This window comes from Leclercia barmai, assembly GCF_049312895.1.
GTDB lineage: Bacteria > Pseudomonadota > Gammaproteobacteria > Enterobacterales > Enterobacteriaceae > Enterobacter > Enterobacter barmai.
In genome coordinates, this window is the sequence record NZ_JBMNWZ010000010.1 from 42,281 (window position 1) to 67,497 (window position 25,217).

Annotated in this window: 26 protein-coding genes; 15 read left to right on the plus strand and 11 right to left on the minus strand. The window is 57.3% G+C overall.

The features are described from left to right. Window positions 1-89 precede the first annotated feature (89 nt). The gene (gene cyaY, locus ACOYA6_RS22360; protein ID WP_039031215.1) at window positions 90-410 is read right to left on the minus strand and encodes an iron donor protein CyaY; all 321 of its coding nucleotides are present in this window, start codon (window positions 408-410) and stop codon (window positions 90-92) included. Between the two features lie 138 nt (window positions 411-548). Here cyaY and lptM point away from each other — a divergent pair, with 138 nt between their 5' ends. From lptM to corA, 8 genes are all read left to right on the plus strand, one after another. After that, window positions 549-752: an LPS translocon maturation chaperone LptM gene (gene lptM, locus ACOYA6_RS22365; protein ID WP_039031214.1), complete on the plus strand. Its 204-nt coding sequence runs from the start codon at window positions 549-551 to the stop codon at window positions 750-752. Between the two features lie 32 nt (window positions 753-784). Beyond that, window positions 785-1,609 (plus strand): diaminopimelate epimerase, encoded by an 825-nt coding sequence (gene dapF, locus ACOYA6_RS22370; RefSeq protein WP_039031213.1) that lies wholly within the window; start codon window positions 785-787, stop codon window positions 1,607-1,609. Further along, on the plus strand, window positions 1,606-2,313 hold the full coding sequence (locus ACOYA6_RS22375) for a DUF484 domain-containing protein (protein ID WP_039031212.1): 708 nt from the start codon (window positions 1,606-1,608) through the stop codon (window positions 2,311-2,313). The genes dapF and ACOYA6_RS22375 overlap by 4 nt, the downstream gene beginning before the upstream one ends. After that, window positions 2,310-3,212: a tyrosine recombinase XerC gene (gene xerC, locus ACOYA6_RS22380; RefSeq protein ID WP_422655441.1), complete on the plus strand. Its 903-nt coding sequence runs from the start codon at window positions 2,310-2,312 to the stop codon at window positions 3,210-3,212. The genes ACOYA6_RS22375 and xerC overlap by 4 nt, the downstream gene beginning before the upstream one ends. Then, a complete protein-coding gene (gene yigB / locus ACOYA6_RS22385; protein WP_039031210.1) occupies window positions 3,212-3,928 on the plus strand; it encodes a 5-amino-6-(5-phospho-D-ribitylamino)uracil phosphatase YigB in 717 nt (238 codons plus the stop codon). The genes xerC and yigB overlap by 1 nt, the downstream gene beginning before the upstream one ends. A gap of 78 nt (window positions 3,929-4,006) precedes the next feature. Beyond that, a complete protein-coding gene (gene uvrD, locus ACOYA6_RS22390; protein WP_039031209.1) occupies window positions 4,007-6,169 on the plus strand; it encodes a DNA helicase II in 2,163 nt (720 codons plus the stop codon). A 62-nt stretch (window positions 6,170-6,231) separates the two neighbouring features. Continuing rightward, on the plus strand, window positions 6,232-6,375 hold the full coding sequence (gene ysgD / locus ACOYA6_RS22395; protein WP_353620505.1) for a YsgD/CorL family protein: 144 nt from the start codon (window positions 6,232-6,234) through the stop codon (window positions 6,373-6,375). A gap of 151 nt (window positions 6,376-6,526) precedes the next feature. Beyond that, window positions 6,527-7,477: a magnesium/cobalt transporter CorA gene (corA, locus tag ACOYA6_RS22400; RefSeq protein WP_422655442.1), complete on the plus strand. Its 951-nt coding sequence runs from the start codon at window positions 6,527-6,529 to the stop codon at window positions 7,475-7,477. A gap of 80 nt (window positions 7,478-7,557) precedes the next feature. Here corA and rarD read toward each other — a convergent pair whose 3' ends face one another. Together rarD and yigI are read right to left on the minus strand one after the other, a co-directional pair. After that, window positions 7,558-8,454 (minus strand): EamA family transporter RarD, encoded by an 897-nt coding sequence (gene rarD / locus ACOYA6_RS22405; protein ID WP_422655443.1) that lies wholly within the window; start codon window positions 8,452-8,454, stop codon window positions 7,558-7,560. A gap of 51 nt (window positions 8,455-8,505) precedes the next feature. Further along, window positions 8,506-8,973: an acyl-CoA thioesterase YigI gene (yigI, locus tag ACOYA6_RS22410; protein WP_039031206.1), complete on the minus strand. Its 468-nt coding sequence runs from the start codon at window positions 8,971-8,973 to the stop codon at window positions 8,506-8,508. Between the two features lie 158 nt (window positions 8,974-9,131). On the opposite strand from yigI, the gene pldA reads away from it, so the two are divergent. The 3 genes from pldA (at window position 9,132) to rhtC (ending at window position 12,595) form a co-directional block, all read left to right on the plus strand. Continuing rightward, window positions 9,132-9,992, plus strand: a complete 861-nt coding sequence (gene pldA, locus ACOYA6_RS22415; RefSeq protein ID WP_039031205.1) for a phospholipase A — start codon at window positions 9,132-9,134, stop codon at window positions 9,990-9,992. Between the two features lie 91 nt (window positions 9,993-10,083). Next, window positions 10,084-11,913 carry an ATP-dependent DNA helicase RecQ gene (gene recQ / locus ACOYA6_RS22420; RefSeq protein ID WP_422655444.1) on the plus strand — a complete coding sequence of 610 codons (1,830 nt, stop codon included), beginning with the start codon at window positions 10,084-10,086 and terminating at the stop codon, window positions 11,911-11,913. A 61-nt stretch (window positions 11,914-11,974) separates the two neighbouring features. Further along, window positions 11,975-12,595: a threonine export protein RhtC gene (gene rhtC, locus ACOYA6_RS22425; RefSeq protein ID WP_039031203.1), complete on the plus strand. Its 621-nt coding sequence runs from the start codon at window positions 11,975-11,977 to the stop codon at window positions 12,593-12,595. Here the strand turns inward: rhtC and rhtB are convergent. Continuing rightward, the gene (rhtB, locus tag ACOYA6_RS22430; RefSeq protein ID WP_139563808.1) at window positions 12,592-13,212 is read right to left on the minus strand and encodes a homoserine/homoserine lactone efflux protein; all 621 of its coding nucleotides are present in this window, start codon (window positions 13,210-13,212) and stop codon (window positions 12,592-12,594) included. The genes rhtC and rhtB overlap by 4 nt on opposite strands. A 109-nt stretch (window positions 13,213-13,321) precedes the next feature. On the opposite strand from rhtB, the gene pldB reads away from it, so the two are divergent. From pldB to ACOYA6_RS22445, 3 genes are all read left to right on the plus strand, one after another. Beyond that, a complete protein-coding gene (gene pldB / locus ACOYA6_RS22435) occupies window positions 13,322-14,314 on the plus strand; it encodes a lysophospholipase L2 (RefSeq protein ID WP_422655445.1) in 993 nt (330 codons plus the stop codon). 25 nt (window positions 14,315-14,339) lie between these two features. Continuing rightward, the gene (gene yigL / locus ACOYA6_RS22440; protein WP_039031200.1) at window positions 14,340-15,140 is read left to right on the plus strand and encodes a sugar/pyridoxal phosphate phosphatase YigL; all 801 of its coding nucleotides are present in this window, start codon (window positions 14,340-14,342) and stop codon (window positions 15,138-15,140) included. Window positions 15,141-15,221: 81 nt separating this feature from the next. Continuing rightward, window positions 15,222-16,121 carry a carboxylate/amino acid/amine transporter gene (locus tag ACOYA6_RS22445; protein ID WP_039031199.1) on the plus strand — a complete coding sequence of 300 codons (900 nt, stop codon included), beginning with the start codon at window positions 15,222-15,224 and terminating at the stop codon, window positions 16,119-16,121. Here the strand turns inward: ACOYA6_RS22445 and metR are convergent. Beyond that, window positions 16,009-16,962 carry an HTH-type transcriptional regulator MetR gene (gene metR, locus ACOYA6_RS22450; protein WP_072036703.1) on the minus strand — a complete coding sequence of 318 codons (954 nt, stop codon included), beginning with the start codon at window positions 16,960-16,962 and terminating at the stop codon, window positions 16,009-16,011. The two genes, ACOYA6_RS22445 and metR, sit on opposite strands and share 113 nt — an antisense overlap. 116 nt (window positions 16,963-17,078) lie before the next feature. Here metR and metE point away from each other — a divergent pair, with 116 nt between their 5' ends. Continuing rightward, entirely contained in the window at window positions 17,079-19,340 is a 2,262-nt protein-coding gene (metE, locus tag ACOYA6_RS22455; RefSeq protein ID WP_422655446.1) for a 5-methyltetrahydropteroyltriglutamate--homocysteine S-methyltransferase, read from the plus strand. Window positions 19,341-19,429: 89 nt separating this feature from the next. Here metE and ACOYA6_RS22460 read toward each other — a convergent pair whose 3' ends face one another. The 6 genes from ACOYA6_RS22460 to ACOYA6_RS22485 all read right to left on the minus strand — a co-directional run bounded on the left by ACOYA6_RS22460 (window position 19,430) and on the right by ACOYA6_RS22485 (window position 25,138). Next, complete coding sequence (locus ACOYA6_RS22460; RefSeq protein ID WP_255296685.1) at window positions 19,430-19,873, minus strand: Shiga toxin A subunit; 444 nt, start codon at window positions 19,871-19,873, stop codon at window positions 19,430-19,432. Continuing rightward, on the minus strand, window positions 19,874-20,242 hold the full coding sequence (locus ACOYA6_RS22465; protein WP_422655447.1) for a tlde1 domain-containing protein: 369 nt from the start codon (window positions 20,240-20,242) through the stop codon (window positions 19,874-19,876). Beyond that, entirely contained in the window at window positions 20,239-20,736 is a 498-nt protein-coding gene (locus ACOYA6_RS22470) for an Hcp family type VI secretion system effector (RefSeq protein ID WP_138370964.1), read from the minus strand. The genes ACOYA6_RS22465 and ACOYA6_RS22470 overlap by 4 nt, the downstream gene beginning before the upstream one ends. 267 nt (window positions 20,737-21,003) lie before the next feature. After that, the gene (locus ACOYA6_RS22475; RefSeq protein ID WP_223075761.1) at window positions 21,004-21,840 is read right to left on the minus strand and encodes a PRD domain-containing protein; all 837 of its coding nucleotides are present in this window, start codon (window positions 21,838-21,840) and stop codon (window positions 21,004-21,006) included. A gap of 23 nt (window positions 21,841-21,863) precedes the next feature. Continuing rightward, window positions 21,864-23,327, minus strand: a complete 1,464-nt coding sequence (locus ACOYA6_RS22480) for a glycoside hydrolase family 1 protein (protein ID WP_422655448.1) — start codon at window positions 23,325-23,327, stop codon at window positions 21,864-21,866. Further along, window positions 23,327-25,138 (minus strand): beta-glucoside-specific PTS transporter subunit IIABC, encoded by a 1,812-nt coding sequence (locus tag ACOYA6_RS22485; RefSeq protein ID WP_039031194.1) that lies wholly within the window; start codon window positions 25,136-25,138, stop codon window positions 23,327-23,329. The genes ACOYA6_RS22480 and ACOYA6_RS22485 overlap by 1 nt, the downstream gene beginning before the upstream one ends. Window positions 25,139-25,217 lie beyond the last annotated feature (79 nt).

Sequence of the window (25,217 nt, forward strand, 5' to 3'; positions counted from 1 at the left end):
ACCATTGCCCGGTGGCGCTACGCTTACCGGGCCTGCAATGGCACGAACCCGTAGGCCGGATAAGCGAAGCGCCATCCGGCAAAACAGCCCTAGCGGAAGCTAACCTCTTCCCCTGACTGCGCGGTCGCTGCCTGCTCCAGCAGATCCCAGAACGTCTCACCGCTACGATCGCAAACCCACTCGTCGCCCTTCAGGTCGAAATGGTAGCCGCCCTGTTTGGTGGCCAGCCAGACCTGGTGAAGCGGCTCCTGGCGGTTAATAATGATTTTGCTGCCGTTTTCAAAGCTGATGGTCAGCACGCCGCCGTTGATTTCACAATCGATGTCGCTGTCGCCGTCCCAGTCATCAAGGCGTTCTTCGATGGTTTGCCACAGGTTATCGGCAAGGCGATGGAATTCACTGTCATTCATGGTTCTGTTCCTGTTTTTCGTGATGGCGGCAGTATAACGCTAAATAATTCCGGTTGCAGGTTAGCGGCTAACTCTTGCTTTTGTGCCTTCTCCTGCGATGATAGAACACATAAAGCACGAACTTACAGGCAACCAATAATGAAAAACGTTTTTCGAACGCTTGCCGTTCTCCTCACGCTGTTTAGCCTGACCGGTTGTGGTCTTAAAGGGCCGCTCTATTTCCCGCCAGCAGATAAAACCGCGCCACCGCCGACTAAAAAAGTGGAAAGTCCTGTTGAGTCCACCATGCCGGGTCGTAACGATCGTGGCGATAACAACGGTCCAAGCCAGGTCAATTACTGACAAGCGCTCCGATCCGCGCAATGGAGTAAATAATGCAGTTCTCTAAGATGCATGGCCTTGGCAATGACTTTATGGTTGTCGACGCGGTAACGCAGAATGTCTTCTTTTCTCCGGAGCTGATCCGCCGTCTGGCCGATCGGCACCTTGGCGTCGGCTTTGATCAGCTGCTGGTGGTTGAGCCGCCTTACGATCCGGATCTCGATTTCCACTACCGGATATTCAATGCCGACGGCAGCGAAGTGTCCCAGTGTGGCAACGGCGCGCGCTGTTTTGCCCGTTTTGTCCGCCTGAAGGGGCTCACCAATAAGCGTGATATCCGCGTCAGCACCGCCAACGGACGGATGGTACTGAGCGTCACCGACGACGAGCTGGTGCGGGTCAACATGGGCGAGCCGAACTTCGAGCCGTCTCAGGTGCCATTCCGCGCCAACAAAGCGGAAAAGACCTATATCATGCGCGCCGCGGAACAGACAGTCTTGTGCGGCGTGGTCTCCATGGGCAATCCGCACTGCGTGATTCAGGTTGATGACGTGGCGACGGCGCCCGTCGAGACGCTCGGACCGGTGCTGGAAAGCCACGAACGTTTCCCGGAACGCGCCAATATTGGATTTATGCAGGTTCTCACTCGCGAACACATCCGCCTGCGCGTTTTTGAACGTGGGGCAGGCGAAACGCAGGCGTGCGGCAGCGGTGCCTGTGCGGCCGTCGCGGTGGGGATTACGCAGGGGTTACTGGCGCAGGAGGTTCGCGTGGATTTGCCAGGCGGGCGTCTTGATATCGCCTGGAAAGGCCCGGGCCAGCCGCTGTATATGACGGGTCCGGCGACACAAGTTTACGACGGGTTTATCCATCTATGAAACAACCAGGAGAAGAACTGCAGGAGACGCTGACGGAGATGGACGACCGGGCGGTTGTTGATTATCTGCTGCGCCATCCTGACTTTTTCATTCGCAATGCACGTGTCGTGGAAGAGATGCGCGTCCCGCACCCGGTTCGCGGGACGGTCTCGCTGGTTGAGTGGCATATGGCGCGCGCGCGCAACCATATCAACCATCTTGAAGAAAACATCTCGCTGCTGATGGAGCAGGCCAGCAGTAATGAAGGCCTGTTCTATCGCCTGCTGCACCTGCAGTCCCGGCTGGCCTCGGCCAGCAGCCTCGACGAGTTTCTTCTCCGCCTGCATCGCTGGGCGCGTGACATGGGGCTGGCAGGGGCAACCCTGCGCCTGTTCCCGGATCGCTGGCGCATTGGCGCACCGTCCAGTTTTACCCATCTGGCCCTATCGCGTCAGGCGTTTGAACCCCTGCGCATTCAGCGTATGGGGCAGGATAACCACTACCTTGGTCAGCTGAATGGCCCTGAGCTGCTGGTGGTGCTGCCGGAGGCCAAAGCGATCGGGTCGGTCGCCATGTCCCTGATGGGGCGCGACGGCGAGCTTGGCGTGATGCTGTTTACCAGCCGCGATCCGCATCATTACCAGCAGGGACAAGGCACGCAGCTGCTGCAGGAGATCGCGCAGATGCTGCCCGAGCTGCTGGAGCGCTGGATTGAGCGCGTATGACGGACGCTCTGCTGTCACCGGCCGTCACGCGTTTTCTGCGCTATCTGGGCGTTGAGCGCCAGCTCAGCCCGATCACCCTGTTGAACTATCAGCGTCAGCTTGATGTCATCATGCAGTTAGCCGACGAGATCGGCCTGACGTGCTGGCAACAATGTGATGCCGCCACGGTGCGGACCTTTGCCGTGCGTAGCCGCCGTAAAGGGCTTGGCCCGGCCAGCCTTGCGCTGCGTCTGTCGGCACTGCGCAGCTTCTTCGACTGGCTGGTCAGCCAGGGCGAACTCAACGCCAACCCGGCGAAAGGGATTGCCGCGCCGAAAGCGCCGCGCCATCTGCCCAAAAATATCGACGTTGATGACGTTAACCGCCTGCTGGATATCGATCTTAACGATCCGCTGGCGGTGCGCGACCGCGCCATGCTGGAGGTGATGTACGGCGCGGGTCTGCGTCTTTCCGAGCTGGTGAACCTCGATATTAAACATCTCGATCTGGAGTCCGGCGAAGTGTGGGTGATGGGCAAAGGCAGCAAAGAGCGCCGCCTGCCCATTGGCCGTAACGCCGTGGTATGGATTGAACACTGGCTCGATTTGCGCGGCCTGTTTGGCACCGAGGAAGAGGCGCTGTTCCTCTCGAAGCTGGGCAAGCGCATCTCGGCGCGTAACGTGCAAAAGCGGTTTGCCGAGTGGGGGATCAAGCAGGGACTGAACAGCCATGTTCATCCGCATAAACTGCGCCATTCGTTCGCCACGCACATGCTGGAGTCCAGCGGCGACCTGCGTGGCGTCCAGGAGCTGTTGGGCCACGCTAATCTCTCCACCACCCAAATCTATACCCATCTCGATTTTCAACACCTTGCCTCGGTGTACGACGCGGCGCATCCACGCGCCAAACGGGGGAAATAATGCGTTTTTATCGTCCATTAGGCCAAATCTCTGCCCTGACATTCGACCTTGATGACACCCTTTACGACAACCGTCAGGTGATCCTGCGTACCGAGCAGGAAGCGCTGACGTTTGTACAAAACTATCACCCGGCCTTAAAAACGCTGGAAAACAAAGAGTTCCACCGCCTGCGCCAGGCGTTACGCCAGACCGAGCCGGAAATCTATCACGACGTGACCGAATGGCGTCGCCGTGCCGTGGAGCTGGCGATGCTGAACGCGGGGCTGACCGCGGCCGAGGCTGCGCTGGGTGCCGAGGCCTCAATGGCGCACTTTGCCCAGTGGCGCAGCCGCATCGACGTCCCGCAGGAGACGCATGACACGCTGGCTGCGCTGGCCGAAAAGTGGCCGCTGGTGGCCATCACCAACGGCAACGCCCAGCCGGAACTGTTCGGCCTTGGCGATTACTTCCAGTTTGTACTGCGCGCAGGCCCGCACGGGCGCTCCAAGCCGTTCAACGATATGTACCATCTGGCGGCGGAGAAGCTTAGCCTGCCGCTGGGGCAAATTCTTCACGTGGGCGATGACCTGACGACCGACGTCGCAGGGGCGATCCGCTGCGGGATGCAGGCCTGCTGGATCAAGCCGGAAAATGCCGATCTGATGCAGACCGCCGACAGCCGCCTGTTGCCGCACATCGAAATTTCACGGTTGGCATCCCTCACCACGCTGATATAATCACCAGCAGTTCTGTATAAATTAACAGTGTATCCGGCGGCTAAATGCCGCCGGATTACCTCTTTGCGGCGGTGCCCAATGGACGTTTCTTACCTGCTCGACAGCCTTAATGACAAACAGCGTGACGCGGTTGCCGCGACGCGCACCAATATGCTGGTGCTGGCAGGGGCGGGCAGTGGTAAGACACGCGTGCTGGTTCACCGTATCGCCTGGCTGCAGAGCGTGGAAAACTGCTCGCCGTACTCCATTATGGCGGTGACGTTCACCAACAAGGCGGCGGCAGAGATGCGCCACCGTATCGCCCAGCTGATGGGCACCAGCCAGGGCGGCATGTGGGTCGGCACCTTCCACGGGCTGGCGCACCGCCTGCTGCGTGCGCACCATATGGACGCCAACCTGCCGCAGGATTTCCAGATCCTCGACAGCGAAGACCAGCTGCGTCTGCTCAAGCGCCTGATCAAGGCGATGAACCTCGACGAGAAGCAGTGGCCGCCGCGTCAGGCGATGTGGTACATCAACAGCCAGAAAGACGAAGGGCTGCGCCCGCATCACATCCAGAGCTTTGGCAACCCGATTGAGCAGACCTGGCAGAAGGTCTATCAGGCCTATCAGGAAGCCTGCGATCGCGCCGGGCTGGTGGATTTTGCCGAGCTGCTGCTGCGCGCCCACGAGCTGTGGCTGAACAAGCCGCATATCCTGCAGCACTATCGCGAACGCTTTACCAACATCCTGGTCGACGAATTCCAGGATACCAACAACATTCAGTACGCCTGGATCCGCCTGCTGGCGGGCGACTCCAGCAAAGTGATGATCGTCGGCGACGACGACCAGTCGATCTACGGCTGGCGCGGCGCGCAGGTCGAGAACATCCAGCGCTTTTTGAAAGATTTCCCGGGCGCAGAGACCATTCGCCTGGAACAAAACTACCGCTCAACCAGCAACATTCTGAGCGCGGCCAACGCCCTGATTGAAAACAATAATGGGCGTCTGGGCAAAAAGCTGTGGACCGACGGCGTCGACGGTGAGCCGATCTCTCTCTACTGCGCGTTTAACGAGCTGGACGAAGCCCGCTTCGTGGTTAACCGGATCAAAACCTGGCAGGACAACGGCGGCGCGCTTGAGCAGTGCGCCATTCTCTATCGCAGCAACGCCCAGTCGCGTGTGCTGGAAGAGGCGTTGCTCCAGGTGGGGATGCCGTACCGCATCTATGGCGGCATGCGCTTCTTCGAACGCCAGGAGATTAAAGACGCGCTCTCGTATCTGCGCCTGATTGCCAACCGCAACGACGACGCGGCGTTTGAGCGCGTGGTCAACACGCCAACCCGCGGCATAGGCGATCGCACCCTGGACGTGGTGCGTCAGACCTCCCGCGACAGGCAGCTGACCCTGTGGCAGGCGTGTCGCGAGCTGTTGCAGGAGCGGGCGCTCGCCGGGCGTGCCGCCAGCGCGCTGCAGCGCTTCCTGGAGCTTATCGACGCGCTGGCTCAGGAAACCGCCGATATGCCGCTGCACGTTCAGACCGACCGGGTGATCAAAGATTCCGGCCTGCGCATGATGTACGAGCAGGAGAAAGGCGAGAAGGGCCAGACGCGTATCGAGAACTTAGAGGAACTGGTGACGGCGACGCGCCAGTTCAGCTACAACGAAGAAGACGAAGACCTGATGCCGCTGCAGGCGTTCCTGTCCCATGCCGCGCTGGAAGCGGGCGAAGGGCAGGCCGACACCTGGCAGGATGCGGTTCAGCTGATGACCCTGCACTCCGCCAAAGGTCTGGAGTTCCCGCAGGTGTTTATCGTCGGTATGGAAGAGGGGATGTTCCCGAGCCAGATGTCGCTGGATGAAGGCGGGCGTCTGGAAGAGGAGCGTCGTCTGGCCTACGTGGGCGTGACCCGCGCGATGCAAAAGCTGACCCTGACCTACGCCGAAACCCGCCGTCTGTACGGCAAAGAGGTGTATCACCGTCCGTCGCGCTTCGTTGGTGAACTGCCGGAGGAGTGCGTGGAAGAGGTGCGCTTGCGCGCCAGCATCAGCCGTCCGGTGAGCCATCAGCGTCTGGGTACGCCGGTGTCGGAAAGCGACAGCGGATTCAAGCTCGGCCAGCGCGTACGTCATGCTAAATTTGGCGAAGGCACCATTGTGAATCTGGAAGGCAGCGGCGAGCACAGCCGCCTGCAGGTGGCGTTCCAGGGCCAGGGGATCAAATGGCTGGTTGCGGCTTACGCCAGGCTCGAAGCGGTTTAAGATTCAGAAAAATATCACTATTTTGTAATAATCTGCCAGGCTTATACGTTGAAGGGCATTTAATGTTCTTCAGCGTTTCGTTGCGAGTTGACGCCGCCGTTACTGCTGGCGTAACATGCGCGCACGATTACGCTAAGAGGACATTCGCCTTGGACACACCCAGTAAATACTGGCTCAATTCCCTGTCATCCAGGAACAACTCCTAAGGCTATCTCCTCTTGCTGATGGCCTTAGTGGTTGTCAGCGACCTGCATTATTCCCGTCGCGCTGAGTCAGGCTGTTTAATGGTCTGAAACCCAATATGTTTCTGTGTGCCCACCGAACTGTCCGATATTTTTTGCATTGGGAGTCCCGGTCATGCTGAGCGCATTTCAACTGGAAAAAAACCGACTGATTCGGCTTGAAGCTGAAGAGTCACAACCCCTCATTGATGCCGTATGGGTGGATCTGGTCGAACCGGATGACGAAGAACGCCTGCGCGTGCAATCTGAGCTCGGACAAAGCCTGGCAACCCGCCCGGAACTGGAAGACATCGAAGCATCCGCCCGTTTCTTCGAAGACGAAGACGGCCTGCACATTCACTCCTTTTTCTTCTTTGAAGACGCCGAAGATCACGCCGGTAACTCCACCGTCGCATTTACCATCCGCGATGGCCGCCTGTTTACCCTGCGCGAGCGTGAGCTGCCTGCGTTCCGTCTCTACCGTATGCGCGCCCGTAACCAGGCGATGGTGGACGGCAACGCCTACGAGCTGCTGCTCGACCTGTTTGAAACCAAAATCGAACAGCTGGCGGATGAGATTGAAAACATCTACAGCGATCTGGAAGAGCTGAGCCGGGTGATCATGGAAGGGCACCAGGGCGATGAGTACGACGAAGCGCTGTCAACGCTGGCAGAGCTGGAAGATATCGGCTGGAAAGTGCGTCTGTGCCTGATGGATACCCAGCGCGCGCTGAACTTCCTGGTGCGCAAGGCGCGTCTGCCGGGCGGTCAGCTGGAGCAGGCGCGCGAGATCCTGCGCGATATCGAATCCCTGCTGCCGCACAACGAATCCCTGTTCCAGAAGGTGAACTTCCTTATGCAGGCGGCGATGGGCTTTATCAACATCGAGCAGAACCGCATCATCAAGATCTTCTCGGTGGTTTCGGTGGTGTTCCTGCCGCCTACGCTGGTGGCGTCGAGCTACGGGATGAACTTCGAGTTTATGCCTGAACTGAAATGGAGCTTTGGCTACCCTGGTGCGATTGTCTTTATGGTGCTCGCGGGACTGGCGCCGTATCTCTACTTCAAGCGCCGTAACTGGCTGTGACGGTTATGCCGGGTGGCGGCTACGCCTTACCCGGCCTACGCGAAATGTAGGCCGGATAAGCGAAGCGCATCCGGCAAAAATCAAAGCCCTTTGCGCGTCCTGCGCTGGGTATAGATCGCATCCGTCACAAACACCGCCAGCGCGACCCAGATAAACCCAAAGGTCACCATCTTATCCGCCCCCGGAACTTCACCGTAGAACAGCACCGCCAGCAGGAACATCAGCGTCGGGCCGATGTACTGGAAGAAGCCCAGCGTTGACAGGCGCAGACGCGTCGCGGCCCCGGTAAAGCACAGTAGCGGGATGGTGGTGACCACACCGGCCGCCATCAGCATCAGGTTCAGCGTCCACGGGTTACTGCCCATATGGCTGGTGCTGCTGTCGGCGATGCCGAACAGGTAAATCGCAGCGACCGGCAGCAGCCATAGGGTCTCAAACAGCATCCCGGTTTGTGCTTCCACGGCGATTTTCTTACGCACCAGGCCATAGAAGGCAAAACTGAACGCCAGCCCCAGGGCGATGACCGGCAGCGAGCCGAAGGTCCAGAGCTGAACCAGTACGCCGCAGAGGGCGAGGATCACCGCCAGCCACTGCATCCGGCGGAAGCGCTCGCCGAGGAACAGCATCCCCAGCACGATATTCACCAGCGGGTTAATGAAGTAGCCGAGGCTCGCCTCCAGCATGTGCTGGTTGTTCACCGCCCAGATGAACAGCAGCCAGTTGCCGCCAATCAGCACGGCGGACAGCGCCAGCAGGAAGATCTTTTTCGGCGTTTGCAGGAGCGTTTTAACCCCAGACCACTGACGGCTCACGCTCATCAGCGCCACCATGAAGAAAAACGACCAGATCACGCGGTGGGTAAGAATTTCGTCGGCAGGGACGTAGTGAATCAGCTTGAAGTACGCGGGCGCGATACCCCAAATAAAATAAGCGGCAAGAGCGAGTAAAACGCCCTGCCGCGTCTGTTTAGCATCCATCAGGAAAACCCGTTACAAAAAAGTAACGCAATTTTACCCGATTTTACCTTCTCAACCCACCATATAAGTGGCAGTTGCGCTGGCGATATAGACCTGCTCTTCGTTATGCAGCTCCACGCGGGCGACGGCGACTTTGTTACCTGCACGCAGCAGGCTGCTGCTGGCGGTAAAGCGGTTGCCGCGGCCAGGGCGCAGATAGTCTACGCGCAGGTCGATGGTGCCCATCCGCGACAGGCGCTGGCGCAGCTCATCTTCATTGATGGTGTCGTGGCGGGTCAGGGTGCTGCCGACGCAGACCAGGCCGGCGGCGACGTCGAGGGCAGAGGCGATCACGCCGCCGTGGAGAATGCTTTGCGCCCAGTTGCCGACCATCATCGGCTGGTTGTTAAAACTGAGCCGGGCGAAATCTTTCTCGTAGCGCTCCAGCTCCAGCCCCAGCGCGCGGTTGAACGGCATATGGTAGACGAAAATCTCGCCGACAAGCTTCAGCGCTTCTTCGGCAGTAAGCGTGGCAGACATAGCACGTCACATCCTTATTGTTAAAAGAATGTTGATTTTATTCCTCAGCAATATGAATTGCCAGATTCGGAGCGCAGGTGAAGCCACTAATAATTAAATATGTTAAAAGGGATCCAAATAATTCTTCATTAAAACGCTTTTGCAGGAGAGCATCACCGATGCGGACATATCTGGCCGGGCTAACGGCGGCGGCTGCGCTGCCCTTTACGGCATTTGCACAGGAAGCGACAACGCAGGAGGTGCCTGCCGTGCGGGGCAGCATCATCGCTAACCTGCTGGAGGAGCACGATAATCCCTTCACGCTCTATCCTTACGACAGCAATTATCTGATCTATACCGCCACCAGCGACCTCAACAAAGAGGCGATCAAAACCTACGACTGGGCCGACGATTCGCATAAAGATGAGGTGAAATTCCAGCTGAGTCTCGCCTTCCCGCTGTGGCGCGGCATTCTGGGGCCGAATTCCATTCTGGGTGGCTCCTACACGCAGAAATCCTGGTGGCAGTTATCCAACAGCGATGAATCCTCGCCGTTTCGTGAAACCAACTACGAGCCCCAGCTGTTCCTCGGCTTTGCCACCGATTACTCGCTGGCGGGCTGGACGTTGCGGGACGTGGAGTTTGGCTATAACCATCAATCCAACGGTCGCTCCGACCCCACCTCGCGTAGCTGGAACCGTCTCTATACCCGCCTGATGGCGCAGAACGGTAACTGGCTGGTGGAGGTGAAGCCCTGGTACGTGGTGGGCAACACCGACGATAACCCGGATATCACCAAATACATGGGCTACTACCAGCTGCGGGTAGGGTATCAGCTGGGCGAGGCGGTGCTGAGCGTGAAGGGGCAGTACAACTGGAACACCGGCTATGGCGGCGCCGAGATGGGCGTCAGCTACCCGCTGACCAAACATGTTCGTCTCTATACGCAGGTCTACAGCGGCTATGGCGAATCCCTGATCGACTACAACTTCAGCCAGACCCGTGTCGGTGTGGGCGTGATGCTGAACGATCTTTTCTAGCCTCCTCGAATGTTTTTGTCTTAAACGTTGAAGTTTCTCTCGCAGGCGCTGAAAATAGCGCCTGTTTTTATTTCGGGCAAATGGGGTTGATGTGGTGCAGGCGGAAGTCGTTAATCAGGAGTCGCTGGCTAAACAGGTTTTGCATGAAACCTTTGGCTATCACCAGTTCCGCCCGGGCCAGGAAACCATCATCAACACCGCCCTTAAGGGCCGTGACTGTCTGGTGGTCATGCCAACCGGTGGCGGCAAATCGCTGTGCTATCAGGTTCCCGCGCTGGTTCTGAATGGCCTGACGGTGGTGGTTTCACCGCTGATCTCGCTGATGAAAGACCAGGTCGATCAGCTGCTGGCAAACGGCGTGGCGGCGGCCTGTCTAAACTCCACCCAGACCCGCGAGCAGCAGCAGGAGGTGATGGCCGGGTGCCGCACCGGGCAGGTTCGCCTGCTGTATATTGCCCCGGAACGCCTGATGCTGGATAACTTCCTTGACCATCTGGCCTACTGGAACCCGGTGCTGCTGGCGGTGGACGAAGCGCACTGTATCTCCCAGTGGGGGCATGATTTCCGTCCGGAATATGCCGCGCTCGGCCAGCTGCGTCAGCGTTTCCCCGAGCTGCCGTTTATGGCACTTACCGCTACCGCCGACGACACCACCCGGCTGGATATCGTGCGCCTGCTGGGGCTCAACGATCCGCTGATTCAGGTCAGCAGCTTCGACCGTCCGAATATCCGCTATATGCTGATGGAGAAGTTCAAGCCGCTCGATCAGCTGCTGCGCTATGTCCAGGAGCAGCGCGGTAAATCCGGCATCATCTACTGCAACAGCCGGGCGAAGGTCGAAGACACCGCCGCCCGTCTGCAAAGCCGCGGGTTCAGCGCCGCCGCCTATCATGCGGGGCTGGAAAACCACATTCGTGCCGACGTGCAGGAGAAATTCCAGCGCGACGACCTGCAGATCGTGGTGGCCACCGTCGCCTTCGGGATGGGCATCAACAAGCCGAACGTGCGCTTTGTGGTGCATTTCGACATCCCGCGCAATATCGAATCCTACTATCAGGAGACCGGCCGCGCCGGACGTGACGGCCTGCCCGCCGAGGCGATGCTGTTTTACGATCCGGCGGATATGGCCTGGCTGCGCCGCTGCCTGGAAGAGAAGCCTCAGGGGGCGCTGCAGGATATCGAACGCCACAAGCTCAACGCGATGGGCGCGTTTGCCGAAGCGCAAACCTGCCGTCGTCTGGTGCTGCTGAACTACTTTGGCGAGGGCCGACAGGAGTCGTGCGGCAACTGCGATATCTGCCTCGATCCGCCGAAGCAGTATGACGGCCTGATGGACGCACGTAAGGCGCTCTCCACCATTGGTCGCGTCAACCAGCGCTTCGGGATGGGCTACGTGGTGGAAGTGCTGCGCGGGGCTAATAACCAGCGTATCCGCGAGATGGGGCATGACAAGCTGCCGGTCTACGGCATTGGCCGCGAGCAGAGCCACGAGCACTGGGTCAGCGTGATCCGCCAGCTTATCCACCTCGGCTTTGCCACCCAGAATATTGCCCAGCATTCGGCGCTGCAGCTCACCGAAGCCGCCCGTCCGGTGCTGCGCGGTGAGGTCGAATTACAGCTCGCCGTGCCGCGCGTGGTGGCGCTGAAACCGCGGGTGATGCAGAAATCCTACGGCGGCAACTATGACCGTAAGCTGTTCGCCAAGCTGCGTAAGCTGCGCAAAGCCATCGCCGACGAAGAAAATATCCCGCCGTATGTGGTGTTCAATGATGCCACCCTGATTGAGATGGCCGAGCAGATGCCGCTCAGCGCCAGCGAAATGCTCAGCGTCAACGGCGTCGGAACGCGCAAACTGGAGCGCTTTGGCAAAGAGTTTATGGCGCTTATTCGCTCCCATGCCGATGGTGATGATGAGGAGTAGTCAGCCCGGCAAAAAAGTGCCAGGATGATTGCTCCCTGAACTATTCCCCCGCGAGTTAATTATGTTAACCCTGTTTCTGACCGTGGCGCTGGTGCATATTGTGGCGCTGATGAGCCCTGGCCCCGACTTTTTCTTCGTTTCACAAACGGCGGTGAGCCGTTCGCGCAAAGAGGCGATGATGGGCGTGCTGGGCATTACCCTTGGCGTAATGGTCTGGGCTGCCCTGGCGCTGCTGGGTCTGAACCTGATCCTCGCTAAGATGGCCTGGCTGCATAACATCATTATGGTCGGCGGCGGGCTGTATTTGTGCTGGATGGGCTACCAGATGCTGCGTGGGGCGTTTAAGAAAGACGATCGCGAAGCGCCAGAGCCAAAAATGGAGCTGGCGGCTGGCGGACGCAGCTTCGTGAAAGGGCTGCTGACCAACCTCGCCAATCCAAAAGCGATTATCTATTTCGGCTCGGTATTTTCACTGTTCGTGGGTGAAGACGTCGGCGCCGGTGCGCGCTGGGGCATTTTCCTGCTGATCGTGGTGGAGACCTTCGCCTGGTTCACCGTGGTGGCAAGCCTGTTTGCGCTGCCGTCGATGCGTCGTGGCTATCAGCGTCTGGCGAAGTGGATTGACGGCGTTGCCGGCGCGCTGTTCGCCGGCTTCGGCATTCACCTCATCCTGTCGCGTTAAGCGTGCCTTGCTGAAGCCAGCAGCGCGCCTACCAGCATAAACAGCGAACCAAATACTTTATTCAGGGCCTTCATCTGGCGAGGCCCTTTAATCCATACCGCAATCCGCGTCGCCAGCGTCGCATAGCCAATCATCACAATGATATCCACCACGATGGTCGTTACGCCGAGCACCACGTACTGCATGATCTGCGGCTGGTGCGGCACGATGAACTGCGGAAACAGGGCAGCCAGAAAGACGATGCTTTTCGGGTTGGTCAGATTCACAAACACCGCCCGTTTAAACAGCTTGCCCCGGCTTTGCGTGTGGGCGAGCGTGTTCAGATCGAGTGCTCCCGCGGCGCGCCACTGCTGAATACCCAGCCAGATAAGATAGGCGGCCCCGGCCCATTTCAGCACTTCGAAGGCCAGCACCGAACGGGAGAACAGCGTGCCGAGCCCCACGCCCACCAGCACGATGTGAATGCCCAGCCCGGTCTGCAACCCGGCAATCGATGCCGCTGCGCCGCGATAGCCGTGGTTCATGGCGGTGGTCATGGTATTGATCGCCCCGGAGCCCGGCGAAAGGCTGAGGATAATGGATGTCAGCAGGTAAGCGAACCACCACTCGAAGGACATTTGAAACTCCCGAATCGTCTATTTTTATGCCACAATACGCTAATGTTACGTCATTATGCGGCCTGTCCCGAAAAAACGATATTCCTTGGCTTACAGGGGCGTAAACCCGATGTTTCAGCAGAATAAAGACTGGGAAACGCGAGAAAAGGCATTTGCTGCTTTCTCCATGGGGCCATTGACCGATTTCTGGCGTCAGCGTGAGGAAGATGCGTTTACGGGCGTCGGGGATATTCCGGTACGCTTCGTTCGTTTCCGTGATGAAAAAAATGACCGGGTGATTGTAGTCTGCCCCGGGCGTATCGAAAGTTACATCAAATATGCCGAGCTGGCGTACGATCTGTTCCATCTGGGTTTTGATGTGTTAATTATCGACCATCGCGGACAGGGGCTTTCCGGTCGGATGTTGCCGGATACCCATCGTGGTCACGTGGATAACTTCAGTGATTACGTCGACGATCTGGCCGCATTCTGGCAACAGGAAGTGCAGCCCGGCCCGTGGCGCAAGCGCTATATTCTTGCGCACTCCATGGGCGGTGCTATTTCTACGCTCTTTTTGCAGCGCTACGATCACCAGTGCGATGCCATTGCGCTTACCGCGCCAATGTATGGCATTGTGATACGTTTTCCGGAATGGATGGTGCGCCATCTTCTCGACTGGGCTGAGGGCCATCAGCGCATTCGTGAAAGCTACGCCATCGGAACAGGGCGCTGGCGGGCTTTGCCTTTTGCCATCAACGTCTTAACCCACAGCCAGCAGCGTTATCGCCGTAACCTGCGTTTCTATGCCGATGAACCGCGCTTGCGCGTTGGCGGCCCCACCTGGCACTGGGTTCGCGAAGGCATACTGGCAGGGGAACAGGCGCTGGCAGGTGCAGGTCAGGACGACACGCCAACGCTCATTCTTCAGGCTGAAGAGGAGCGGGTGGTGGATAACCGCATGCACGACCGCTTTTGTGAACTGCGAGCCGCAGCCGGACACCCTTGTGAAGGGGGTAAACCGCTGGTCATAAACGGCGCGTACCATGAGATCCTTTTCGAAAAGGACGCCATGCGCTCAGTCGCACTCCACGCCATCGTCGACTTTTTCGGCAGGCATAACTGATATTCACCAGAGGTTAAATTTTTCTATGTACCAGGTTGTCGCGTCTGATTTAGATGGCACGCTGCTCTCTCCCGACCACACTTTATCGCCTTACGCGAAAGAGACCTTAAAACTCCTGACCGCCCGTGGCGTGAACTTTGTCTTCGCTACCGGCCGCCACCACGTCGATGTGGGGCAGATCCGCGATAATCTGGAGATCAAATCTTACATGATCACCTCCAACGGTGCCCGCGTGCACGATCTGGACGGGAATCTGATCTTCACCCATAACCTCGATCGCGACATTGCCACCGATCTGTTCGGTATCATGCATAACAGCCCCGACATCATCACTAACGTGTATCGCGATGATGAGTGGTTTATGAACCGTCACCGCCCGGACGAGATGCGTTTCTTCAAAGAGGCGGTCTTTAACTATTCGCTGTATGAACCGGGCCTGCTGGATCCGGAAGGCATCAGCAAAGTGTTCTTCACCTCCGACAGCCACGAAGCGCTGCTCCCGCTGGAGCAGGCGATTAATGCCCGCTGGGGCGACCGGGTTAACGTCAGCTTCTCCACGCTGACCTGTCTGGAAGTGATGGCAGGCGGCGTCTCCAAGGGGCATGCCCTGGAAGCGGTGGCTAAACGTCTGGGCTTTGATCTGCGGGACTGCATCGCCTTTGGCGACGGCATGAACGACGCCGAGATGCTGTCGATGGCGGGTAAGGGCTGCATCATGGAAAACGCTCACCAGCGCCTGAAAGATCTCCATCCGGAGCTGGAGGTGATCGGCACCAACGCTGACAACGCGGTGCCAAAATACCTGCGTAAGCTGTTTCTTGAATAATCTCACCTGGTTATTTAACGTTCAGTTGTCAACCGAATAGTTCGCTACAATGCCTGTCCATCTTTTCAAGAGACAAGCATTGTGGCGCTACTCATTATCACCACTATCCTGTGGGCCTTCTCTTTTAGCCTGATCGGCGAATACCTTGCCGGCCATGTCGACAGCTACTTCTCGGTGCTGATGCGCGTGGGGCTGGCGGCGCTGGTGTTCCTGCCGTTCCTGCGTACGCGCGGGCAAACGTTGAAAACCATTCTGCTCTACATGCTGGTGGGGGCGATGCAGCTCGGCATCATGTATCTGTTCAGCTTCCGGGCTTACGTCTACCTGTCGGTATCGGAATTCCTGCTGTTCACCGTTCTCACCCCGCTCTATATCACCCTGATTTACGATCTGCTCAGCAAACGCCGACTGCGCTGGGGCTATCTGCTGAGCGCGGCGCTGGCGGTGGTGGGCGCGGCGATCATTCGCTACGACAAAGTAAGCGACCATTTCTGGACCGGGCTGATGTTCGTCCAGCTCGCCAATATCAGCTTTGCCATCGGCATGGTGGGCTACAAGCGTCTGATGGAAACCCGCCCGATGCCGCAGCATAACGCCTTTGCCTGGTTCTATATGGGAGCGGCGATCGTTGCGGTTGCGGCGTGGTTCATGCTGGGGAACCCACAGAAGCTGCCGACCACCACGCTGCAGTGGAGCGTGCTGGTGTGGCTGGGCGTAGTGGCATCGGGGCTGGGTTACTTCATGTGGAACTATGGCGCCACGCAGGTGGACGCCGGGACGCTCGGGATTATGAACAACGTTCACGTCCCTGCGGGCCTGCTGGTGAACCTCGCCATCTGGCAGGAACAACCGCACTGGCCAAGTTTCATTATTGGGGGGACGGTGATCCTGGCTTCACTGTGGGTACATCGCCGTTGGGTCGCTCCGCGCTCCGGACAAATGGCAGATGATCGCAAGCGTGATTCCGCGCTGAGCGAATAAAGGCTTCGGTAATCGGTTGTCGCTGCTCGCCGTCGCGCACGGCGGCGTACAGCCGGCTCCACAATCCCTCGCCCAGGGTTTTGGTCACCACCAGACCCTGGCGTTCAAAGCTCTCCACCACCCAGTGCGGCAGCGCCGCGATGCCCATTCTGGCCGCCACCATCTGAATCAGCAGCAGGGTGTTATCCACGCTTTTCAGCTGCGGGCTGATGCCGGCCGGCTGCAGGAAGTGACGCCAGATATCCAGACGACTGCGCTGAACCGGGTAGATCAGCAGCGTTTCGGTCGCCAGATCTTCCGGCGTAATACGCGTTCTGGAGGCCAGCGGGTGATCCGGGGCCAGCACCAGGCGCACTTCAAAATCAAACATTGGCGAATAGTGCAGGCCACTGCGCGGCAGAATATCCGAGGTCATGACCAGATCCAGCTCGCCCTGCTGGAGGGAGGGCTGTGGATCAAAGGTCACCCCGGATTTAAAGTCCATCTCCACCTGCGGCCAACGCTGGCGGAAGTTCTCAAGCGCGGGAGTCAGCCACTGGATACAGCTGTGACACTCGATGGCGATGCGCAGTCGGGTCTGCTGCGGCTCATGGCAGGCCTGCAACGCGCTGGCGATCTGCGGCAACACCTGATTCGCCAGCTGCAGCAGGATCTCACCCTGCGGCGTAAAGCGTAGTGGCTGACTCTTACGCACAAACAGACGAAAGCCAAGGCGCTGTTCCAGATCGCTGAACTGGTGGGAAAGGGCGGACTGGGTCTGATGCAGCGTGGCCGCCGCCGCCGCAAGAGAACCGCAGTTCCGCAACGCCTGGAGCGTTTTCAGGTGTTTAATCTCGATCATGAATGTCCTTCACTTCGCCATGAGCAATTTGCGCTTGAGGAATATACAGTACCTTCACATTATGGAAGTGTAAACATCTGGACGGCTAAATCCTAAAAATTCACAGGGGACATATCATGACAATCATTAATCACACCCTCGGTTTCCCGCGCGTCGGTCTTCGTCGCGAGCTGAAAAAAGCGCAAGAGAGCTACTGGGCGGGCAACGCCACCCGTGACGAGCTGCTGGCCGTCGGCCGCGAGCTGCGCGCCCGTCACTGGGATCAGCAAAAACAGGCAGGCGTTGATCTGCTGCCGGTGGGCGATTTCGCCTGGTACGACCATGTTCTGACTACCAGCCTGCTGCTTGGCAACGTGCCGGCTCGTCATCAGAACAAAGATGGATCGGTCGATCTCGACACCCTGTTCCGCATTGGCCGTGGCCGCGCCCCCACCGGTGAACCGGCTGCCGCAGCGGAAATGACCAAATGGTTCAACACCAACTACCACTACATGGTGCCGGAATTTGTGAAGGGTCAGCAGTTCAGACTGACCTGGACCCAACTGCTGGACGAAGTGGACGAAGCGCTGGCCCTGGGCCACAAGGTAAAACCTGTTCTGCTGGGGCCGGTCACTTATCTCTGGCTGGGCAAGGTGAAGGGCGAGCAGTTTGACCGCCTGAGCCTGCTGAATGACATCCTCCCGGTGTACCAGCAGGTGCTGGGCGAGCTGGCAAAACGCGGTGTGGAATGGGTGCAGATCGACGAGCCGGCCCTGGTGCTGGAGCTGCCGCAGGCGTGGCTGGATGCCTTCAAACCGGCTTACGACGCCCTCGCGGGTCAGGTGAAGCTGCTGCTCACCACCTATTTTGAAGGAGTCACGCCGAACCTCGATACCATCACCGCGCTGCCGGTGCAGGGCCTGCACGTTGACCTGGTGCAGGGTAAAGATGATGTTGCGGAACTGAATGCCCGCCTGCCGTCCGACTGGCTGCTCTCTGCGGGTCTGGTAAATGGTCGTAACGTCTGGCGTGCCGATCTGACCGAGAAATATGCCCAGATTAAAGACATCGCAGGCGTTCGTGATCTGTGGGTGGCCTCATCCTGCTCCCTGCTGCACAGCCCGATCGATCTGAGCGTCGAAACCCGGCTTGATGAGGAAGTGAAGAGCTGGTTTGCCTTCGCCCTGCAAAAGTGTGAAGAACTGGCCCTGCTGCGCGATGCGCTGAACAGCGGCGATACCACGGCGATTACCGCGTGGAGCGCGCCAATCCAGGCCCGTCGCCACTCGACCCGCGTGCACAATGTCGCAGTGGCGAAGCGTCTGGCCGCCATCACCGCTCAGGACAGCCAGCGCCAGAGCGCCTATGAAGTGCGTGCTGAAGCCCAGCGCGCACGCTTTAAGCTTCCGGCATGGCCGACCACCACTATCGGCTCCTTCCCGCAGACCACCGAGATCCGCGGCCTGCGCCTGGACTTCAAAAAGGGCAACCTGGATGCGGGCAACTACCGCACCGGCATTGCTGAACACATCAAACAGGCGATTGTGGAGCAGGAGCGCCTGGGTCTGGACGTGCTGGTTCACGGCGAAGCCGAGCGTAACGACATGGTTGAATACTTCGGTGAACACCTGGACGGTTTCGTCTTTACCCAGAACGGCTGGGTGCAGAGCTACGGCTCCCGCTGCGTGAAGCCGCCGGTGGTGATCGGCGACGTCAGCCGTCCGGAAGCGATCACCGTGGAGTGGGCGAAGTATGCCCAGTCTCTGACCGACAAGCCGGTGAAGGGCATGCTGACCGGTCCGGTGACCATCCTCTGCTGGTCCTTCCCGCGTGAAGACGTGACCCGTGAAACCATCGCCAAGCAAATCGCCCTGGCGCTGCGTGACGAAGTGGCGGATCTGGAAGCGGCGGGCATCGGCATTATCCAGATTGACGAACCGGCGCTGCGCGAAGGTCTGCCGCTGCGTCGCAGCGACTGGGATGCCTACCTGGCATGGGGCGTGGAGGCCTTCCGCATTAACGCCGCGGTGGCCAAGGATGATACCCAGATCCACACCCACATGTGTTACTGCGAGTTCAACGACATTATGGATTCCATCGCCGCGCTGGATGCCGATGTGATCACCATCGAAACCTCACGGTCCGATATGGAGCTGCTGGAGTCGTTTGAAGAGTTCGACTACCCGAACGAAATCGGGCCGGGCGTATACGACATTCACTCCCCGAATGTGCCCAGCGTGGAGTGGATTGAAGCCCTGCTGCAGAAAGCGGCCCAGCGTATCCCGGCCGGGCGCCTGTGGGTGAACCCGGACTGCGGCCTCAAAACCCGCGGCTGGCCAGAAACCCGCGCCGCGCTGGCGAACATGGTGAAGGCAGCGCAGAATTTGCGCCAGGGTTAATCCCGGCGGCACGATTGCCGGGCGGCGCGTTCGCTTGCCCGGCCTACGATTCGCTGCCGTTATAGGTCCGGTAGGGCCTTTCAGAGAGATTAAAATTCTCTTGATAGCACAATATAACCATTAAACCTGACAGAACATTCGTCTTTATTTATAAGGCTGGAAGCAATAAAGACATCTTTCTTCATTTCTTTATTAATGTATGAATATTTTGCTGTAAGTGATTGGGTGTTGTTTTCGTAATAGCTATCAAGATAAGCACTCTGAGGTATATTCGCTTTACCCTGTGTCATAGCACTTTCATAATCAAATCTGGCAAGTGTTGCAGCATACAGCCTGGATACGGGAGAAATATCGATAATATCAACGACTGTTTTGTTTCGATGAATAGTCGAAGTGTCAATCTGTAAATCACGAGATAGCGCATTGAATAAAGTTGTTTCCATTGTCGCTCCGACAATAGCACATCTATTACTTTGCGCTTGTGAGAACAGAGGAATAATGATTATCATACACAAGAGTATTTTATTAAGCATTTAATCCTCCACGACTAATATTTTATCACTGCTTGCAGCGATAATTTTACGACCAGAAATATTCAGAATGATACAACCATCGGATGCTTCCCCCGGATGCAATGAACTTTCTCCATGTATCATGAAACTATCCCTGCCGCACATGTCATTCCCGTCATAAGGTGTTAGCCTCATTGTCCATGCTTTAGTTTTAGGGTGATAGAAGGCAGCCCCAATGGTATAGGTTCCTCTTGGCAACGGGCCTTTATTTTTTACACACTCATATTCAGAATTATTCTTAAAGCCAGGCCTACCCGCATACTGGCCATCAAATTGATAGGTGCCATCCAGATAAAAAGAATGTGAACTAACTTTATAAAACCAGGTCATACTCTGGCCTCCTGCTTGGCATCCCAGCTATCTGAATGAATAATATTTCCATCTAGGTAATGCCATGTGATTTTTTCATAAGCCAAATAAAAAGCTTCAAGATGATTATGTCTTTCAAAGGTGGCGTTTTTGATGTCGAACATTAATGGCTCTATTCCATTCACCCTGACATCCATCATCGTTATCCGGAAGTACTCTTCTTCCTGACCATTATGGTTTATATGATAAAATTTAAGTTCTGCTTGCTTGAATTTACTACCGGTAGATACGCCTTTATAAAGGTAAGGTGAAGAACTATCTATTTCTTTAATTAAAGCAAAATCACCATGAATTCGTTTGCCAGTAATTTTACCGGTAAGGTTGTCTATGGGAAGATCGACAGAATGCATAAACTCTACAATTTCAATGCTTCCTTCTCTTCCTCGTATATCAACGGAACCTTTAATCTGATTGCCTGCGTAATCTGTTAACCAAAGATAGACTGGAATAGCCATCTTATAACCTCCTGTTTTAAGAGTAGATATTAAAATCAGCGTACGCCTGACATGCCGAATAGAGAACCCTAAAAGTCTGGTTAATTTCTTAAAGCGTTTGTATTTGGTGATGGCTCACAAAATCAGGCGGCGAACATGGTGAAGGCAGCGCAGAATTTGCGCCAGGGTTAATCCCGGCGGCACGATTGCCGGGAGGCGCATTCGCTTGCCCGGCCTACAATTCGCTGCCGTTGTAGGCCCGGTAAGGCGTAGCCGCCACCGGGCATTTTACGCCTGCCCGTCCATCAGGCGGCTGATATGAATGCTTAACCACGTCAACTCATCTTTCGGCAGGGTGAGCTGATATTTATCCTGCACGTAATCGCGGATCGCCCATGCCACGGTCATCGCGTCCGGGCGGTGGCGCATCAGTTCCTGATAAAAATCTTCGGTCTCGCTGAGGGCGATTTTCCCGGCCAGTACCCGCTCCGCAAAGTAACGCAGATGGGTGATAAAGCGCATGTAGTTAACCGACCGGGTATCGACGGCTTTGCCCAGTTTATAGCGCACGATATCGGCGATGCGGTTGACCAGTTCGACCTGCTGATGAGCGGTGCTGTCGTCGTCCTGGCTGCTGGCGTTGATCAGATGAAAGGCGATGTTTACCGCCTCGTCTTCAGGTAACGCAACGTCAAACTTCTCATTGACCTGCGCGCGCGCCTGCAACCCCACGCTGTACTCCTGCGGATAGTAGCGCTTCACTTCCCAGCTCAGCTTATTCAGGATTGTCTGCCCGCTCCGGCTGCGCTCCACCGCAAAATGCAGATGCTCCGCCAGGGTAAACAGCAAGACGGAATTGAGCTTATCTCCGCACAGGCTGCGCGCGAGGGTAAGAATGTCATGGCTAATGTCGAAGAAGGCCGCAGGAATGGTGTCCGTCAGGGATAAAAAATGGCGGGATTTAAGATCGCTCAGCGGCAGGAATACTTTCTCCACCTGCGTCAGGTCGATATTGGTACCGGGTTTCGCCCCAAAGCCGATCCCCTTGCCGAACAAAATCATCTCCCGCTGATCGCTGTCGACCAGCAGCATACTGTTATTAAGCGACTTTTTTATCGTTATCACGGTTATTCCTGCGGCATGGCCGGTTAGCTCATGTCTGCGCCATTGCTGGCGATCACTTTTTTGTACCACCAGAAGGAGTCTTTTTTCAGGCGTTTTAGCGTGCCGTTGCCTTCATCATCCTGATCGACATAGATAAAACCGTAGCGCTTGGACATCTGCGAGGTGCCCGCACTGATAATGTCGATGCATCCCCAGGTGGTGAATCCCATCACATCCACCCCTTCATTAATAGCTGCCAAAGTTTGCTCGAAGTGGGCGCGGAAATAGTCGATACGGTAGCTGTCGTGGATCTCGCCGTTTTCGACCACATCCTTCGCACCCAGGCCGTTCTCAACGATAAACAGCGGCTTCTGATAACGGTCGTACAGTTCCAGCAGGGAGATTTTCAAGCCGACAGGATCGATCTGCCAGCCCCATTCGGACGCGGGCAGGTAGGGGTTTTTCACCCCGAGAACGGTATTGCCCGGGATGCGCTCAACGTCCGGCTGGGTCGATTCGGTCATCGACATGTAGTAACTAAAGGAGACGAAGTCGACGGTATGATCCTTTAAAATATGCCGATCGTCGGCCTGCATCTGGATCTGGATATCCCGACGCGCAAGATCGCGCAGGATCAACGGCGGATATTCGCCAAATACCTGAACGTCGGCGTAGAAGTAGTTCTCCAGATTCTTTTTCAGCGTCGCTTCCACATCTTCGGGACGACAACTGTGGGGATAGGTCGTGAGCTTGGTCAGCATGCACCCGACCTGGCTACCCGGGATTTTGGCATGGCAGTCGCGTGTCACCAGCGCAGAGGCGACAAACTGGTGATGCAGCCCCTGGTAGATATCCTGCTGCGCTTTGCCGGGGGCGCTTTTCTCTTCGCGGATGCCCGCGGTGGTAAACGGGTGGCGGTGGATACTGTCGATCTCATTGAACGTCAGCCAGTAGCGCACCAGCTCTTTGTAGCGGTCAAAACAGACGTTGCTGAAGCGCACGAAAGCATCCACCACGTTGCGGTGCACCCAGCCGTTATATTTTTCGCTCAGGGCCAGCGGCATCTCGTAGTGAGAAAGCGTCACCAGCGGCTCAATGTTATGGCGACGCAATTCGCGGAACATGTCTTCATAAAACTGCAGTCCCGCCTCATTGGGCGCGCTGTCTTCGCCGGTGGGGAAGATACGTGACCAGGCGATGGACACGCGCAGCACCCTGTAGCCCATCTCGGCAAACAGGGCGATGTCGTCCTTGTAGTGGTGATAAAAATCGATGCCGCGGCGCTTGGGGTAGCGCGCGTCGTTTTTACCTTCAAACGCGTCGCGGATATTCTCGTCCGTCAGCGCCATATGGCCACTGTAATCCTTCACGGACAGGTTGGGCTTCCAGGTGATGGCGTCAGCGACGGACGGCCCTTTGCCATCCACATTCCATGCCCCTTCGGCCTGATTGGCGGCTATCGCGCCGCCCCATAAAAAACCTTGCGGAAACGGGAGGGATTTTTCCATTACACGGACTCCTTAAGCGTCATGATGATATGCGGGTCTGGATTCTTATCGTCGGTATTACCTGGTGTCAGCGAAAAGCGTTCGCCGTTAGTGACCACCATCATCACCACCGGATCGAGCCCGGCGGCCGTGATGGTATCGAGAGAAAATTCAATCAGCGTGTCGCCGCTCTTTACGTGCTGGCCTTCCACCACCCGTGGGGAAAAGCCTTCGCCCTGCAGCCTGATGGTGTCGATACCGATGTGGAAAATCAGCTCGACGCCCGCATCGGTGAGCAGGCTCAGCGCATGGCCGCTTTCAAATACGTTCACGATGGTTCCATTCGCCGGGGCACGCAGCACCCCCTGAGAAGGGATAATGGCGATCCCATCGCCCATGATCTTGCGGGAGAAAACGTCGTCGTTTACCTTCTCAAGCGGGATGATTTGCCCCTCGACCGGACGGGTGAAACTCAGCGCGTCGCTTTTTTCAGGCGCTTTATCGCGCCAGAGCAGCAGGGCGCTGATAAACGCCACGGCAAAAGATAACCCTGCCCCGGCAAAGGCCCAGACGATATTCATGGCGTTATCCGGCGAGACAAACATCGAGATGCTGGCAAGCCCAGGGCCGACGAGCGCAAAGGCCTCAATCGCCATCCAGCCGATAAATGCCCCGCCCACGATGCTGCCGAGGATCACGCTGTAGAGCGCTTTTTTATTCAGCAAAGTGACGCCATAGAGTGCCGGTTCGGTAATGCCGAACAGCGCGGAGATCCCGGCGGAGAAGGCGGTGGATTTCAGCACCTTATCTTTGCTTTTGAGCGCAATCGCCAGACAAGCCCCGGACTCGGCAATGTTGTGCGCCAGAGAGGCCGGAAGATAGAGCATCTCGCGCCCGAACTGGCTCATGGAGGCCACGGCGTACGGCAGCATCGGCTTGTGCATCCCGGCGGCGACCATAAAGGGCAGGGCGGCGGCCAGCAGCCCGGTTGCCACAAAGCCAAGTTTGCCGTACAGCCACAAAATCACCGTTGCCAGGCCTGCACCCAGCTCGTAACCCAGCGGCCCCAGGATCAGCAGCGTGACCGGGACCGTCACCAGAAGAGAGAGCATCGGCGAGAGGAAAATGCGCAGCGCGCCGGGGGAATAGCGGTTAAACAGCTTTTCCGTCTGGGCGTAAAAGAGTACGCACAGAATGGCGGGGAAGACCTGCGAGGCATAGGCCACGTTGCGCAGATCAAACGACATGAACGCCGTGCCGTCTGCCAGCTGTTTGGTCATTGCCGGCAGCACCATGACGGAGACCGCCGAGACGGCAACCAGCACGTTCACCTTCAGCTTCATCGCCGTGGTGATCGCCACCAGAATGGGCAGGAAGTAGAGTGGCGCAGAGCCGATGTTATCCAGCACCTTGTAGGTTGAACTGTCGCGGCTGAGCCAGCCCATGACGTCCAGCAACAGCAGTAGCGACTTCAGCACGCCGCCACCGGCAATGGCAGGCACCAGCGGCTGAAAAACGCTGATGACGAAATCGACAATCTGCGCGCCACGCGAGGTTTTAGCCGCCGCGTGTTGGCCTGCGGACTGAGGCGACCCCACCAGCGAGCGCACCGCTTCAAAAACCTGCACCACGTCATGACCGATAATCACCTGACACTGCACGTTCACCCGCACGCCCAGGACGCCGTCGACCTTTGCCAGTGCCGTCTCATTGACCTTGTTATTGTCATACAGGCTCAGCCGCAAGCGGGTAGAGCAGTGTTCGATATGTTCGATATTCTCAGCACCGCCGACCTGGGCGATGATTTCCAGCGCTGTTTGCAAGTGGTTCATGTTCTGGCCCCTGTCTCCAGAGCAAAAAAAAAGACCTGAACCCCCTCTGCGCTCGAAAACGGAGAGGGGGTTCAGGTCT